We start from the raw sequence: 15963 nt of genomic DNA on the forward strand, positions 1-15963 counted from the left end.
TCTCTTTTCGGATTATTGACTAACGTTTGGGAGGCAAGATTCTTCTTCCTTTAGGAAATATTTCTTTTTGGAATACATCTTTTTAAGGTTCAAGTAATTGTGCTTCATGTCTTTGGCTTCTAGGTTGCTGTTTTGAATTTCAATTAAATGTGGATATAGATCGACAATTGTAGTTGCTTTTCTACAACTAATCTGCTAATGTTTTACTCATCAAGCATTTAGGCTGTAATTCATTTGTGTTGAGAAATTGAAATGGGATTCGCCGCATGACTGACTTGTTATTCAGGGGTTTAAGTCTGAGGTGAATCTGATTGTTTACAAAGAAACACAAGCTAAATTCTTGATTTATGCACTTTAAAAGGATTATTCTACTCGTATTTATATTGGGGCTATTTAAAGCTCAAGCTCAGCAATTGGCCAGTGCTTATGTTGGTGGGGATTTTACCGCCAATAAAAGTGGGGTTTTTTATCAGAAGAATGTCGTGAATACCCCGCATCCAGAATCTTTGGCCGGACAAGCCATGTGGTCTTATAATGGCACCATTTACTTGTTTGGCGGTTCTTCAAAAGATCCGAGTAGCAATAATTTTACGGTAAGAGCCAATAACCGATTGTGGACTTATACTCCTGCTGCCGGATGGACCTTGGTTTCAGGATCCACGGGATTTGCTACCAGTTATGGTCCCCCCTATGTATCCGGGACTTCCTCATTGGTTTATGGTCAAAAGGGAGTGGCTGCATCTAAAAATTTACCTGGAGCCCGTACTGGGGCAGCGACCGCTCAAAGCCCAAGCGGGCAATTGTTTATGTATGGTGGCTTTGGCTTGGGTTATAATAGTTCCGGTACTAAAATAACCGGCGCTCTGGAGGATTTGTGGATGTATAATGGAAGTCAATGGGTTTCATTGATGGATTCAGTTTCGGTAGCTCAAAGTGGGGTTTATGGTACCCTGGGTCAGGAAGGGCCAAGTTTTACTCCCGGTTCCAGAGCTAATGCCACTATGTGGTATCAAGATGGTTATTTGTATCTATTCGGAGGGGCCAGTGCGGTTGACATTGGTTGGATGGGACCAACACTCAGGCCTACCCAGAATAAAAATGATTTATGGCGCTATAATATTTCAACTGGTCAATGGTCTTGGATTTCGGGAAGTAGTGGGGTAAATCCACTAGCCACTTCCAGTGGCTCTGTGTTTACCTATCCTGAATCAAAATCAGGTGCTGCTCATGTATTAGGAAGTGATGGCAATCATTATTTCTATGGAGGTTGGACTGTAACGAGTTCCGGTGTTGTTGCTCGATCTCAAACTTTCTGGAAGTTTGATGGGATCAACTGGTCAGTACTTTCGGGTGATCCCAGTAGTGTGTCCAATGCGAATGGCAGTTTAAGCGGAGGTCTAACGGGCGCGAGTTTGGCAGAAGCGAATGGAAACATTTATCTGATTGGTGGGATGATCAGTGTGAACTTATTTCCATTTAGCTATTGGGCGAATTCAACTATTTATAAGTGGGATGGCTCTGCCTGGTCTTCCTATAAAACTTGTGCATCAACCTACAACAATATTAGCAGTACCGAATATTCCAGCACGGCCTGTTTGGGTTCTTTGGTGGGTGAAATTAAGTCGGTAAAGCTGAATGATGAGATCTACCTTTATGGTGGTTTAGGCTTGGCTAATGAGTTCTCCTCATTATTATCCAAATTTGATGGTGAAGATTTCGCCTTCGTAAGTACAATGGGTAATACTGCCCGAAACTATCGCAATGGTACTGCTTCGACCATATCAAAACCGGGTGGCCTTTATTCAGCTGCTTCTGCCTTTAATTCAGTTAGCAAAGAATTGTATATGTATGGCGGTGATAATCAAGAAGCTGGGCTTTTTTCAAATTTATGGAAGTATACTGGTGGAGAATGGGTTTGGTTAACGGGTGCGGGGGCTTCTAGCGCTACCTTGCCGGTTCATGGTACCCAAGGTGTGTCGGCAACTGCTAATACACCAGGGTCTCGCATGGGGTCTGTAATGTGGTTTAATACAGCGGGCGATACCTTATGGCTCTTTGGCGGTTATGGATATGATTCTAATGGAAGTTTAGGTCGCTTAAATGATCTTTTCTGTTACGTTAATGGGAAATGGGCCTGGATCAAAGGTTCTAAATTAGTGAACCAAACAGGGGTCTATGGCAGTCAGGGCGCAGGTGCTGCTACAAATAATCCTCCGGGTTTAAGTGGGATGAGAGTTTGGGTCAACAGTGCTGGTAAGGCCTATATGTTTGGTGGTATTGCTCAGCATACTTCCGGAGCCTTAGTATCGCAAAATACCTTGTGGAAATTTACCGGAACCAATTGGGTTTGGATAAATGGAACCAATTCAAGTTTGGCTTTGCATAGCGTCTTTGGTGTTCCTGGCGATTACCAATCCACTTATACTCCTTCCGGTCGATCGAATTTCTGTATGGCAGGAGATGCTAATGGATTTTTCGTTTTTAGTGGTGAAGGCTATTTCGGTACCACTGCTTTAGAAAATACGAATCAGTTATGGCATTTTGATGCTAGCCTAAATCAATGGTCTTATATGAGTGGACAAACGTTTTCGGTTAACAGTGCTCCTGCCCAAAGTTATGGGGCTGCTACCTTCAATAGTTCCTCGGTAAGTCCGGGTTATTTGAGAGGTGCAACAGCCTGGATGGTCGATGGTGTTTTTTACGTTTTTGGAGGAAGACAGCATTTGGGAGGTTCTACCTATACCAATTCGAATAATCTCTGGGAATGGAATGGTTCTAATTGGGCTTGGCTCAAAGGTGCTCAAAATGCTTTTGGTTATAATCAAAGTCCAATTTACGAGTCGGCTAAGGATTTTGATTATGATAATTTACCGGCACCACGATACAATGCTATTAGTTGGCGGGATGGCAAAACTGCGTATCTGGCAACAGGATTGGGGACTGCAAATTTAACTGGCGATCAATCTCTGAATGATATCTGGGCCTTCAATCCTGGAAATATTTGGAATGGAGCGATTTGGTCTAATGGTGCTCCTACAACGAAGTCGGAGAACGTACAGGTTTTATCAGCAACCAGTCCCAATGCTGCGTTTCAAGCTAAATCGCTCCTTATAGATGCAAATCATAGCCTTAATATGAATGCCCAAGATATAAGCATCGCAGGGGATTTATTTAACTATGGGGCCTTGGTCAATCCCGGGAGAATACACTTTAATCGAAATGGTACTTCCACCATTAAAGGCGCTTTATTAGAGTTGGATAGTATTTTAATTGTAGAGTCGCAAACTACTTTGAACACCAACAACTACCTCAAGCTGAAAGCTGCAGGTCCTGCCAAATTCGCCGAGTTGGTTAACCTGGGGACGGTAAATGGCGATGTAAGTATGCAGTATTATATCCATTTGGAGAATACGGCAATAAATGGACGATATGTGCACTTTGGGAATGTGTTTAAAGATGCAACTATGGCTAATTTGATTTCAGCGGCAGACACCACCATTCGCACCGGAAGAACTAATCCTTCCTACAATACAGTATGGTATGTTGATGCGTCCAATGCATCTTGGATAAGCCCGGCTAGCACCGATCCATTTGAACCAGGTAGAGGTTATGCCGTATATGCAGGAACCAATGCATCAGATCGTTTCTTACTCAAAAGCGGGCAATCCGGCGTAATTACTTTGACAGGGGCCTTGCCCACTACTAAAAATCCCAGCAGAGCAATACATTATAATGATGGTCAAAGTAGTTCGATTAACTGGGTTGGAGGCACCTCGCAGGTAGCAACGGAAGGATGGAACTTCTTGGCCAATCCATTTACCCACAGTATTAAGATTAGTGATCTTCTAACTAATCTCTCAGGTAAGTCCATATACTTATGGAACGGCTCAAGCTATTCTGCCTATAACACCTTTACAGACGTTTCGACCTCTGGTGGGACGCCCTATCTTGCTCCGGGTCAAGCCTTTTTTATTCAACTGGATCAGAATGATGTTTTGACCTATCCTAATTTGACTTTTAATAAAGAGACGCTTTGGAATGCAGTAGGAGCGAATCGAGGTCGATATTTTAAAAATGCCAATTCGGGAGCAGATGGAATTCGAGTAAAGCTAAGTACAAGAGATAGCATTCCTTTAGAAGATGATGCTTGGGTAGGCTTTCACCAAGATGCAAGTCAGGCCTTTGATCGGAAGTTTGATGCTTGGGAGATAGGTCTTGCAGAACCCGGAGTATCGATACCCGGTCCAGAAGGAAACCTAAGTATTGCAACCTTTAATCCAGATTCCACTTATTATGTTGATTTGGAATTAGTAGCCCAACAAGGTGATACCCTTGATCTTGATTTCAATGTAGCTGAACTAATGTCATTTGACCAGGTGTACCTGGAAGATTTGAAATTTGACATTAGACAGGATCTAAGAATTAAGAGTTCTTATTCATTGGTACATGATAGTACCGAACTCGGACGATTCCGATTGAAGTTTGCTGGTAGGTTAGGGCAAAGAGAATTACCGGTTGTCGATAAACAAATCTCTAACTATTCATTTTATAATCAAGGTGGAAAGGTATTTTTAAACTATCTGTCTGACTTAAGGTCGAATACTGAAATGAATCTTAAGATTTATGATTTAAGTGGAAAGTTGGTGCAAAAGCTTAAATGGGAAAATCTTCAGCAAGATCTTCAAATTCTTCAAAATCAGAATTCTGGGATTTATGTGCTTGCTCTCGAAGCTAGTAATGGTGCTCAGGAATTAAACGAAAATTTGAAAGTATTCAAGCATAGGTAAATCGGATTTGTGCTAATTATCGAAAAAATTTAATTTTTAACATTTAAAATTGATTACTATGAAAAGGATACAATTGTTATTTGTTTTTATGTCGATTTCATTGTTGGTAAACGGACAATATAAATACGATAAAGTTTCCAAATTTGGAGAATACCACGATAAATGGACCTTAATTGAGGTAGGTGGGCTGTATGGGTTTATTGACAAAAATGGAGTTGAAGTTGTAAAGCCTCAGTATGATAAAATCTCCAAATTTGGAGAATATCACGGTAAATGGGCCTTGGTTGAGGTAGGTGGACTGTATGGGTTTATTGACAAAAATGGAGTTGAAGTGGTAAAGCCTCAGTATGATGAAATCTCCAAATTTGGAGAATATCACGGTAAATGGGCCTTGGTTAAGGTAGGTGGTCTTTATGGATTTATTGGTCTAGACGGAGCCCAAGTTGTAAAGCCTCAGTATGATGAAATCTTCAAATTTGGAGAATATCACGGTAAATGGGCCTTGGTTAAGGTAGGTGGTCTTTATGGGTTTATTGGTCTAGACGGAGCCCAAGTTGTAAAGCCTCAGTATGATAAAATATCACCGTTTGGAGAATATCATGGTAAATGGGCCTTAGTTAAGGTAGGTGGGCTGTATGGGTTTATTGGTAAAGATGGAGCCCAAGTTGTAAAGCCTCAGTATGATAGAATTTTCAATTTTGGAGAATATCACGATGGATGGGCCTTAGTTGAGTTAAATGGGCTGTATGGATTTATTAACCAAGAAGGTGCTGAAGTTGTAAGGCCTCAATATGAGGAGTTTAGAATTAAAAAGGGACTTGAATTCATTAGAAAAGGTTAAGGAGAAGTGACAAATAAGCACAATAAAAGCTTAGTAGCCATGGTGGTTAGTAGTGCGCTGATATTCCAATTAATTTTCTTGACCTACGATCTGACAGTCTGAGCACGAAAATCTGATACGGCTTATTAGCGAAACCTTTGCATAGCCTTCTTATGCTTAAAGCCTTAAAAGGCTCCGGTCATTAAGATCGGGGCCTTTTTTTGTTTTTACCTCTGAAAATCAATAGATGGGAATTTTGTATTTTCAAAGGGGGAATTGTCAGAATAAGAATGTTATGTAGAACATACATGACATTTAATATTATTCGTACTACTCTTTGCTCTTCAGAATTGTGTTTTTTTTGAGAGCATTTTTTCCAAGCTTTTGACCCTGGTTTTACAGCAGAAAGCTTTGGGGAATAATAAGGAGTTCTATTAAATTGACTGCTAGTTTTTTGAAACAGAGGTATTTCTATAGCGTGTTCTTAAACGCCTTACTTTTTTTAGCATGCATGCCTATTCATGCCGAAATAGTGAGACTTCGGGTTGAAGCCCCGCTACGAATCCTCAATTACTCTATCGAATATATCGACAATACTTCCGGGTTGATGCAGAATGAGGTTACCGCCCTTCACATGAGTCCGGAGCATTTACTTTGGATAGGGACCCAACAGGGTTTGTTTCGGTATTCAGGTCGGCGGCTTAAGGCTTTTCTTCCTCAGAATGATTCCTTGATGAATGGGGTGCGGATCTTGGATTTTTACCGTACCCGATCCAATCGGATTCTAGCCTTGAATGAATACTATCAATATTCATTATTGTCAGAAGATCAAAGAACGCTTACCAATCAAAATGAAGATAATCGAGGTTATTTGTTTTTCCGCCATGGTAGCGTGGGGGAGAGCGACTTGATTCGTTGGCATGGGTATCATCAATACTTGGTGGACTCCAATCGGTATTATTTTGATAATGACGGGGAATCCAGTGCCTTGTATTACAATGATGGATATGGGATGGAGGAAGTGCCATATAAGCTAACGGTATTTAGCCGTGAGCATCTAATGGTTTTTGGAGAGAGCATGTATGTACTGCAGGATGATGGTGCAATTATCCGAATTAACGGACTTTTAGTAGATACCATTGGCTCTGTGCCTGATTTAGTGCGGCCTCAAAAATGGACAGAAGATCCGCTCCTGAGTCAGATGCTTTGGAATGCGGCGGAGAATAAAGCTTATCTCTACCGAAAGGGAGAGTTATATCAGTTTTACCCAAATGAGAAGGAGGGCTTGCACTTGCAATTAATTGCCCGAGGTATTCCGAAGGGAGAATACTCTGCCTGCGTGTATAGTAAAGAGGATGCGCGTATTTTTCTGGGCACCCGCAAAAAAGGATTGATGATAATGTCTCCACTATTTATTCGGCAAGTGGTTACGGATAGTACTTGTGCGGCAGGAGTTCCCAATTATACCCTGGCCGCTATCGGGCGGGATTCAGTGCTATCAACCTTGGGTATTTTGTATTCTAATTCCAAGGTGGAATGTGAGGCCTTCTATGGTGCCTATAGCGGATTACTGGGTTTTAATTCAAGTTTGAAGCAAATCTATGCGGTGGAGGAGCCTTCGAGGCCCTTATTAATAGACCTAGAGAATGGAGATCGCAGGTATTTAAAAGTGCCGGTGGATTCGGCAAATGTTCGAACTGGGCATATTATTCAAAGAAGAGGAGATGTGTATATGTTCATCGAATCGATTGGCTTAATGCGCTTGGAGGGCGATAGCTTGGTTTGTTTGGCTTCCGTGCCCGCAGATAAAGGAGAAGTGAATTATGCAGGCCAATTATTCTTTCTAAACGATTCTACCGTTTGGATGCTCTACGGTTTTAAAGCGCAAATGGTCATCTTCGATTTAAAAACTCGAGAGGGCAGGGTTGTAAGAATTAGCGAGCGTGAAGATTTTAATTCCCGCTTTTTGTATCGAATAGGAGATAAGGTCTTGTTAACGACCTATGGAAAAGGAATTTATGTTTGGGAAAATGAACATTGGTCCAAATTAGATTTGAAAGGAAACTTGGCTATGGAGGCCTGTCATGGTATAAGGCAAGTTGGAGATTGCTTGCTATTCAGTACTAATCAAGGTTTGTATGTAAGTCCAAAGGAGCTTTTTGAGGCCTATTTAGATGATCAGATTCCTTTTCCAACTTTTACGGCTTTTAGTGCGCATGATGGCTTGAGGAATTTTGAGTTTAATGGTGGTGGTACCTCTGAGCCAATAATTTCCAATCTAGACGGAAAATTTGTGATACCTAATCCCGATGGTGTGACCTATTTAGATGGGGATTTTAAAAGCTTTATGCCGCGATATCATGCCGAATTGATTTTAGAGGAGGTCTATGTGGATGGTCAAAATTTGTCCATTATTGAGAACGCTGAATTACCACCTCTGTTTTCGAATTTAATGGTGAAGCTTTTGAATCCTTATTATGGGGATGAAGAGAATAGTCCGGTTTATTATCGGGTGCCAGAACTGAACTCCGAATGGCGGGAAATAGATTTTGAAAAAGGATTGCTCTTTGATCGCTTACCCAGCAATGGTAGCTACAGCCTCGAAATATATATGCCCTTTATGCCTAAGCAGGCTCGAATATTTAGAGTTTGGCAATTTTCTGTCGGTCCTCGCTTTCATGAAACATTGGCCTTCTTCTTAATCATGGGCTTGGTAGCCTTGTTCCTGATATTGGGATTGTTTGAGTTGGTGCAGCGAAGAAACCGAGCCTATCAACAGCGGTTAAAAGATGAAATTGAGAAAAGAACCGAAGAAATAGCGCGGAATAATGTGAGTTTAGCCCATACGGTAGCTGATTTGCAGGAATCTCGGCAACAATTGAATCGCGCTATTGGACTTCGGGACCGAATGATCACTATATTCTCTCATGATATTAGGGGGCCCTTGCGTTTTATGGCGGATGTGGCCTTTGATATAAAGGAAAAAACCCAGGCAAAGGGAATGGAAGATCTCAGTCGAGATTTAGAGATATTAAGTACTTCTACTCGGGGAGCCTACGAAACGGCGAATACCATCTTGGAGTGGATTCGTAATCAGGATTTAAAGGATTCAGAAAATCAATTTCCATTAGGTAAGGCCGTAGATCAAGTTCTGGATCGTAAGGCAGCCGAATTAATGAAGTACCGCATTTTGGTGGATTGGGATTTAAAACAGGACTTTCTAATTGCTACACGACCCAAAGCTCTCGAAATAGTAGTCGAGAATATTGTTGAGAATGCCATAAAATATTGTGCCCATAAAATTTGGATTCGAATCTTCGAGGAAGATCAAAGGATTTGTCTTGAGGTGACGGATGATGGGCCGGGTATTCAGGATCAAAAGCGACTGAACGCCATTAATAGTGGAGTAGCGGTGCGCAGTAAAGGTGGTCAGCGTGGTGCAGTAGGTTTAGGGGTAGGCCTGCCTATGGTTAGAGAAATTATTGGTCAGCTAAACGGCACACTCCTATTTCAAAATGCTGCCGGAAAAGGTCTCCAGGTAAGGGTTTGTCTGCCCTTTTATGCCGAACTGAATGAATAATCAAAATCTGAGCTTTTGAGCTTTTTTCATTAGGGCCTTTACCTCTCCTTTTACAATCCCTTGACTTTCTAGCAAGTAGATCTCGGAACAGGATCGAATTTTCCTTTACAGTCTTCAAGCCTTGAGGCGAATTGAGACTATTTGTAGAACTAAAGCTACACTTGGATGGCGAAGTTCTACAATTAATAGGCATGAAGTGTTACGGGTCTTGATTTGTTTATCCTCTTAATTTGTTACAGTTATTAAGCCTTGAAGTTAAAGTGATTAACAAATGCTGATAGCTAATAATTACTATCATTTATTCTTGGGGGAAATGGATGATTAATGATTTAAGAGGAAAGGAATTTAAATAAAAATACTTTGATTTTATGAAATCGAAAATTGGTTTTGCTTTTGCAATATTGATGATTTTGATCCTAACGGAAGTTTCTGCTCAACCAAGTGGTGGTGGTCCGGGAGCTCCAACCCCAATAGGCTTTGTGGAAGTCCTCTTAGTTGGGGGAGCGGCATTAGGGATAAGTCGAATTAAACAAAATCGGAAAAGTGATGATGCATTATAGGAGTTTTTCTTTCGTTTTATTGGAATTTATTTTGAAAAGCATGGCTTTGCTTTTAATTGGAATGATTCTGTTTCTTATTTGGGATTCATTCGATGTAGATACGGTTTATTTTTATGTGCCATTGACGGTATTATTCTCTGTGTTTATGTGGCAATTAGTTTACAAATGGTATAATCCAATATTGGTGTATAAGGATGGTAATTTGGTGCATTCAAACGGTTTGTATTCCACCGTTATAGGGTCTAATGTCAAGGTGCGAGTGAAAGGAAAATTTGGCTTCGGTGCTGTTGTGAGACTCTTCGGTGAAAGAGGTGCAGTAACAGTTTGGATGGGTTCTAATCGTCTACATGAAGTAAGAGGTTTTAACACCTTCGCTTAAGAAGAAATTCTTTAGGGTGACAAGAGAAATAGTGGCATCCTAGAAAAGATTTAAATAGGAAAAAATTAAAAATTTATATTCTCCATCTCCTCTCTCCAGGCTCGGTTTTATACCGGGCTTTTTTTGTTTAATCGATCTCGTTTTTTTCAGAAAAAAAAGGGGAGTCCTAAAGAGATGGAATACCCAATACTTTAATTTGTTTTATTGCCACTGTAATTAGGTCGCCTATTGCATAGTGGTCTTTATCTTTGTTACTTTAAACCCCATATCAGGATATAAAAAAATCCATGAAAAAAATTCAAATGGTTGACTTGGTCAGCCAATATCAAAAAATTCAGGATCAAGTAGATAAGGCCATCCTTGATGTTGTGCGTTCCTCTGCTTATATCAATGGACCCGAGGTTAAAGCCTTTCAAAGTGATTTGGAAAGCTATTTAGGAGTGAAACATGTGATTCCTTGTGCTAATGGAACCGATGCCCTGCAAATAGCTATGATGGCTCTGGGTTTAAAGCCAGGAGATGAGGTGATTACAGCAACTTTTACCTACGTTGCTACCGCTGAGGTAATTGCGCTTTTAGGCCTGACTCCGGTTTTAGTAGATGTCGATGAAGATACATTTGGATTAAATACCGATCAGGTTCGTGAGGCAATTGGCCCTAAAACCAAAGCAATTGTTCCAGTGCACTTATTTGGGCAATGTGCCGATTTAGAGACCATTATGCAGATTGCCAAAGAGCACAATTTGTATGTGGTAGAAGATACCGCTCAGGCCATTGGCTCTAGCTATTATTTTGAGAATGGAAGCAGTGCTAAAGCTGGTACTATCGGTGATATTGGAACCACCTCATTTTTTCCCAGCAAGAATTTAGGCTGCTTTGGAGATGGTGGAGCGATTTTCACTAATGATGATGATTTGGCTTCTAAAATCCGCATCATCGCCAATCATGGGCAAACCGTACGCTACTACCATGATATGATAGGGGTGAACTCACGGTTGGATTCCATTCAGGCGGCAATTCTAAGATGTAAACTTCCTCATTTGGATGAGTACATAAAAGCCAGGCAAGCAGTGGCTGATTATTACGATCAGGCTTTTGCGAATACCCCTGAATTAAAAACACCAGTGCGCGATTCGAAATCTGAGCATGTATTTCATCAGTACACACTGCAGTTAGCAGAAGGTATTGATCGCAATAAATTAGTAGAGTATCTCCAAACCAAAGATATTCCGGCCATGATTTACTATCCGGTAGCACTGCATATGCAAAAGGCTTATCAGGACGAACGTTATCAAAAAGATGATTTTCCGATAACCAACCGTTTGGTGAGTCGGGTATTTTCGCTGCCCATGCACACTGAGCTAGAAAAAGATCAATTAGAACATATAACCTCCGAAGTACTTAACTTCATCAAGAACCATTAAACATGAAAATAGTTATAGTTGGAACAGGATATGTAGGTTTAGTTACAGGTACCTGTCTTTCAGAAGTAGGTATTGATGTGACCTGCGTTGATGTCGATGTAAAGAAAATCGAAAACCTTAAGCAAGGAATTCTTCCTATTTACGAACCCGGTTTGGATAAACTGGTACATCGCAACTATGAAAAAAATCGTCTTCAGTTTTCTACCAATTTAGGAGAAGCCATTAAAGGTGCTGATGCTGCCTTTATTGCGGTTGGAACCCCTCCCGGAGAAGATGGAAGCGCTGACCTAAAATATGTATTAACCGTAGCTCGTGAGATCGGGGAAAACATGAATGATTATGGTGTGATTATCACCAAATCTACTGTGCCGGTTGGAACTGCTGCAAAAGTTAAGAAGGAAATTAAAGATGCCTTAGATCGTCGTGGTGTGAGCATTGATTTTGATGTGGCATCTAACCCCGAGTTCCTTAAAGAAGGGGCAGCGGTAAATGACTTTATGAAACCCGACCGTATTGTGGTGGGAGTTGAATCGGAGCGCGCTCGCAAGGTTCTCGAAAAATTATATCACCCCTTTACCCTTAATGGTCACCCGGTAATTTTCATGGATATTCCATCAGCCGAAATGACCAAATACGCTGCTAATGCGATGTTGGCAACTAAGATTTCATTTATGAACGACGTAGCCAACCTTTGTGAGATTATGGGTGCTGATGTAAACTTAGTTCGTCGTGGTATCGGATCTGATCCTCGAATTGGAAACAAATTTATCTACCCAGGAATTGGTTATGGCGGTAGCTGTTTCCCTAAAGATGTGAAGGCATTAGTGCGCACTGCTCGTGAAAATGGCTACGAAATGCGCATCTTACAATCGGTGGAAGAGGTAAACGAAGACCAAAAATCAGTTCTTTTCCAAAAGGTATTGAAACGTTTTAATGGCGATCTAAAGGGTAAGCATTTCGCCGTATGGGGTCTTTCTTTTAAGCCTAATACTGATGATATGCGTGAAGCACCATCAGTAGTAATTATCGAGAAATTACTGGCAGAAGGTGCAACTGTATCTGCTTACGATCCCGTAGCTATGGAAGAAGCTAAGCACGATTTAGGCGATCGCATCACCTATGCTGAGAATGAATATGAGGCCATTAAGGGTGCAGATGCCCTCTTAGTGGTAACCGAATGGAGTGAATTTAGAGTTCCTGACTTCGAGGAAATTAAAGACTCCTTAAATAGCCCCCTTATTTTTGATGGTCGAAACATCTTCGAAATTAGCCGCATGGCTGAGTTAGGATTTGAGTACCACTGTATTGGGGTAAAATCCTAATTTTCTATGAAAAGAGTTCTAATCACCGGTGCAGCCGGTTTTTTAGGTTCCCATTTATGTGATCGCTTTATCGCTGAAGGCTTTCAAGTGGTAGGAATGGATAACCTGATTACAGGTGACCTTAAGAATATTGAGCATCTCTTTGCGAAAGAAGAATTTGAGTTCTATCATCACGATGTTTCCAAATTCATTCACGTATCAGGAGAGCTTGATTATATCCTTCATTTTGCTTCTCCGGCCAGCCCTATCGATTACTTGAAAATTCCGATTCAAACCCTCAAAGTAGGTTCTTTAGGAATTCACAATTGCTTGGGATTGGCAATGGCTAAAGGAGCCCGCCTGATCATTGCTTCTACCTCAGAAGTATACGGTGATCCACAAGTGCATCCGCAAACTGAGGAATATTGGGGGCATGTTAACCCTGTAGGCCCCAGGGGGGTGTATGATGAAGCCAAGCGATTCCAGGAAGCGATGACCATGGCCTATCATACCTACCATGGATTAGAAACTCGCATCGTACGTATCTTTAATACCTATGGTCCCAGAATGCGCTTGAATGATGGTCGGGTATTACCGGCTTTCATTGGTCAGGCCTTAAGAGGCGAGGATTTAACGGTATTTGGTGATGGATCGCAAACTCGATCCTTTTGCTATGTAGACGATTTGGTTGAAGGTATTTACCGCTTATTAATGAGTGATTATGCCGGGCCGGTGAATATTGGTAACCCAGATGAAATTACCATTGGCGAATTTGCTGAGGAAATCATCAAGCTTACGGGAACGGATCAAAAGGTGATCTATAAAGACTTACCAAAAGATGATCCTACACAAAGACGACCCGATATCACCAAAGCCAAAGAACTCTTGGGCTGGGAGCCAAAGGTTAGTCGTTCTGAAGGATTAAAAATCACCTACGAATATTTCAAGTCTTTACCCACTGAGGAACTCTATAAAAAGGAGCATAAAGACTTCAAAGATTACATTCGCCAAAAGCAATAAATATGGCTCAGATTCTGGTAACCGGCGGATTAGGTTTTATCGGCTCGCATACTGCAGTCGAATTAATCAAAGCCGGACATGAGCCGGTACTGATAGACGATCTTAGTAATTCTACCGCTTCGGTTCTTGATGGAATTGAAGAAATAACCGGTCATCGTCCCGTATTTGAAAGAGTCGATTTAAAATCGAAAGCTGAAGTACGAGATTTCTTTGGTCGCTATAGTTCTTTGGATGGAATCATTCACTTTGCTGCTTTCAAGGCGGTGGGTGAATCGGTTCACAAGCCCTTAGAATATTACGAGAATAATTTAGGCTCCTTGGTTTACCTGCTACAGGAAATGCGCGACCTGCAGATTGATAATTTAATCTTTAGCAGTAGTTGCACAGTTTATGGTGAGGCAGATGAATTGCCAATCACAGAGAATAGCCCGGTGAAGGCCGCAATTTCCCCTTATGGAAATACCAAGCAAGTAGGAGAGGAGATAATCCAAGATGCTATAAAGGCCCACGGATTTAATGCTATTTCATTGCGTTACTTCAATCCTATTGGTGCTCATCCTAGTGCTATGATTGGCGAATCACCCTTGGGCGTACCTCTTAATTTGGTGCCCTACGTAACCCAAACTGCAGCAAAGGTTCGTGAGCAATTAGCTGTTTTTGGTAGCGATTATGAAACTCGTGATGGCACCAATGAAAGAGATTATATCCATGTGGTGGATGTAGCGAAGGCACATGTGGTAGCTTTAAACCGCTTATTGAATCGCCAGAATGAGGGGGCCTACGAAGTATTTAACCTAGGCACCGGAACCGGTTCAACCGTATTGGAAGTAATTCAATCATTTGAGCGCGTTTCTAATAGCAAACTGAATTATAAAATAGTGGAGCGTAGGCCTGGTGATGTTACCGCAGCTTATGCTGATACAACCAAGGCCAATACCGTTTTGGGATGGACGGCCGAAAAAAGCTTAGACGATGCCATGGCGGATGCATGGCGCTGGGAAAAGAAAATCAGAAACATAGATTAGAAAATAACCATGTCGAAGAAAATATTAATTACCGGAGGAGCAGGCTTTATTGGATCCCATGTGGTGCGCCTATTCGTGAATAAGTATCCGGACTATGAAATTTACAATCTTGATGTTCTTACTTATGCAGGGAACCTAGAGAACTTGAAGGATATTGAGAATGCCCCGAATTATCACTTTGTAAAGGCTGATATTGTTGATGCAGAAGCAATGAACAAGCTTTTCGCGGAGCATCGTTTCGAAGGGGTTTTACACTTGGCAGCAGAAAGTCATGTGGACCGTAGTATTACTGATCCACTAGCCTTTGTTCGCACCAATGTAATTGGTACTGTTAACTTACTCAATTCTTTTAGAGATACCTGGAAGGATAATTTCGAGGGTAAGCGTTTTTACCATATCAGTACTGATGAGGTATATGGTACTTTAGGTGCAGAAGGCCTTTTTGAGGAAACTACCTCCTACGATCCGAATTCACCTTATTCGGCTTCTAAAGCTAGTTCCGATCATTTTGTTCGGGCTTATGGTGAGACCTATGGAATGCCTTATGTGATTACCAATTGCTCTAACAATTATGGCCCGAATCAATTTCCGGAGAAACTGATTCCGCTCTTTATTCATAATGTGCGCAATGAAAAGCCTTTGCCCGTTTATGGCGATGGAAAGTACACCCGCGATTGGTTGTATGTGATTGATCATGCTCGCGCCATTGATCTCGTTTACCACGAAGGTCGTAATAAGGAGACCTACAATATTGGGGGCTTTAATGAGTGGCAAAATATAGACTTGATCAAGGTTCTTTGCAAGCAAATGGATGAGAAACTCGGTCGTCCGGCAGGGACTTCGGAGGGCTTGATTAGCTATGTAAAGGACCGTCCTGGTCACGATCGCCGCTATGCCATTGATGCCACTAAAATCAATAAAGAGTTAGGATGGGAACCTTCAGTAACCTTCGAGCAAGGTTTGGGAGAAACTATTGATTGGTATTTACAGAATGAAGATTGGTTAAACAGTGTTACTTCTGGAGATTACCAAAACTATTACAAAGACATGTACGCAGATCGCTAAGC

At 41.4% G+C, this 15963-nt stretch carries 10 protein-coding genes; all 10 read left to right on the plus strand.

All coding sequences use genetic code 11. The features are described 5' to 3' along the window. The first annotated feature begins 347 nt into the window (after window positions 1-347). The 10 genes from H4K34_RS11985 to rfbB all read left to right on the plus strand — a co-directional run bounded on the left by H4K34_RS11985 (window position 348) and on the right by rfbB (window position 15961). Entirely contained in the window at window positions 348-4787 is a 4440-nt protein-coding gene (locus tag H4K34_RS11985) for a kelch repeat-containing protein (RefSeq protein ID WP_210757630.1), read from the plus strand. A gap of 58 nt (window positions 4788-4845) precedes the next feature. Further along, on the plus strand, window positions 4846-5628 hold the full coding sequence (locus H4K34_RS11990) for a WG repeat-containing protein (protein ID WP_210757631.1): 783 nt from the start codon (window positions 4846-4848) through the stop codon (window positions 5626-5628). A gap of 490 nt (window positions 5629-6118) precedes the next feature. Then, window positions 6119-9187 (plus strand): sensor histidine kinase, encoded by a 3069-nt coding sequence (locus tag H4K34_RS11995; RefSeq protein WP_210757632.1) that lies wholly within the window; start codon window positions 6119-6121, stop codon window positions 9185-9187. 368 nt (window positions 9188-9555) lie between these two features. Continuing rightward, window positions 9556-9747: a hypothetical protein gene (locus tag H4K34_RS12000; protein ID WP_210757633.1), complete on the plus strand. Its 192-nt coding sequence runs from the start codon at window positions 9556-9558 to the stop codon at window positions 9745-9747. After that, the gene (locus H4K34_RS12005; RefSeq protein WP_210757634.1) at window positions 9734-10126 is read left to right on the plus strand and encodes a hypothetical protein; all 393 of its coding nucleotides are present in this window, start codon (window positions 9734-9736) and stop codon (window positions 10124-10126) included. Before H4K34_RS12000 ends, H4K34_RS12005 begins: the two co-directional genes overlap by 14 nt. Before the next feature lie 287 nt (window positions 10127-10413). Then, on the plus strand, window positions 10414-11550 hold the full coding sequence (locus H4K34_RS12010) for a DegT/DnrJ/EryC1/StrS family aminotransferase (protein WP_210757635.1): 1137 nt from the start codon (window positions 10414-10416) through the stop codon (window positions 11548-11550). Between the two features lie 2 nt (window positions 11551-11552). Next, window positions 11553-12872, plus strand: a complete 1320-nt coding sequence (locus H4K34_RS12015; protein WP_210757636.1) for a UDP-glucose dehydrogenase family protein — start codon at window positions 11553-11555, stop codon at window positions 12870-12872. A 6-nt stretch (window positions 12873-12878) separates the two neighbouring features. After that, window positions 12879-13871 carry a UDP-glucuronic acid decarboxylase family protein gene (locus H4K34_RS12020; RefSeq protein ID WP_210757637.1) on the plus strand — a complete coding sequence of 331 codons (993 nt, stop codon included), beginning with the start codon at window positions 12879-12881 and terminating at the stop codon, window positions 13869-13871. Between the two features lie 2 nt (window positions 13872-13873). Then, window positions 13874-14896, plus strand: a complete 1023-nt coding sequence (galE, locus tag H4K34_RS12025) for a UDP-glucose 4-epimerase GalE (RefSeq protein WP_210757638.1) — start codon at window positions 13874-13876, stop codon at window positions 14894-14896. Window positions 14897-14905: 9 nt separating this feature from the next. Then, on the plus strand, window positions 14906-15961 hold the full coding sequence (gene rfbB / locus H4K34_RS12030) for a dTDP-glucose 4,6-dehydratase (RefSeq protein WP_210757639.1): 1056 nt from the start codon (window positions 14906-14908) through the stop codon (window positions 15959-15961). Window positions 15962-15963 lie beyond the last annotated feature (2 nt).

Origin of the sequence: Croceimicrobium hydrocarbonivorans (assembly GCF_014524565.1) — a bacterium.
Taxonomy (GTDB): domain Bacteria; phylum Bacteroidota; class Bacteroidia; order Flavobacteriales; family Schleiferiaceae; genus Croceimicrobium; species Croceimicrobium hydrocarbonivorans.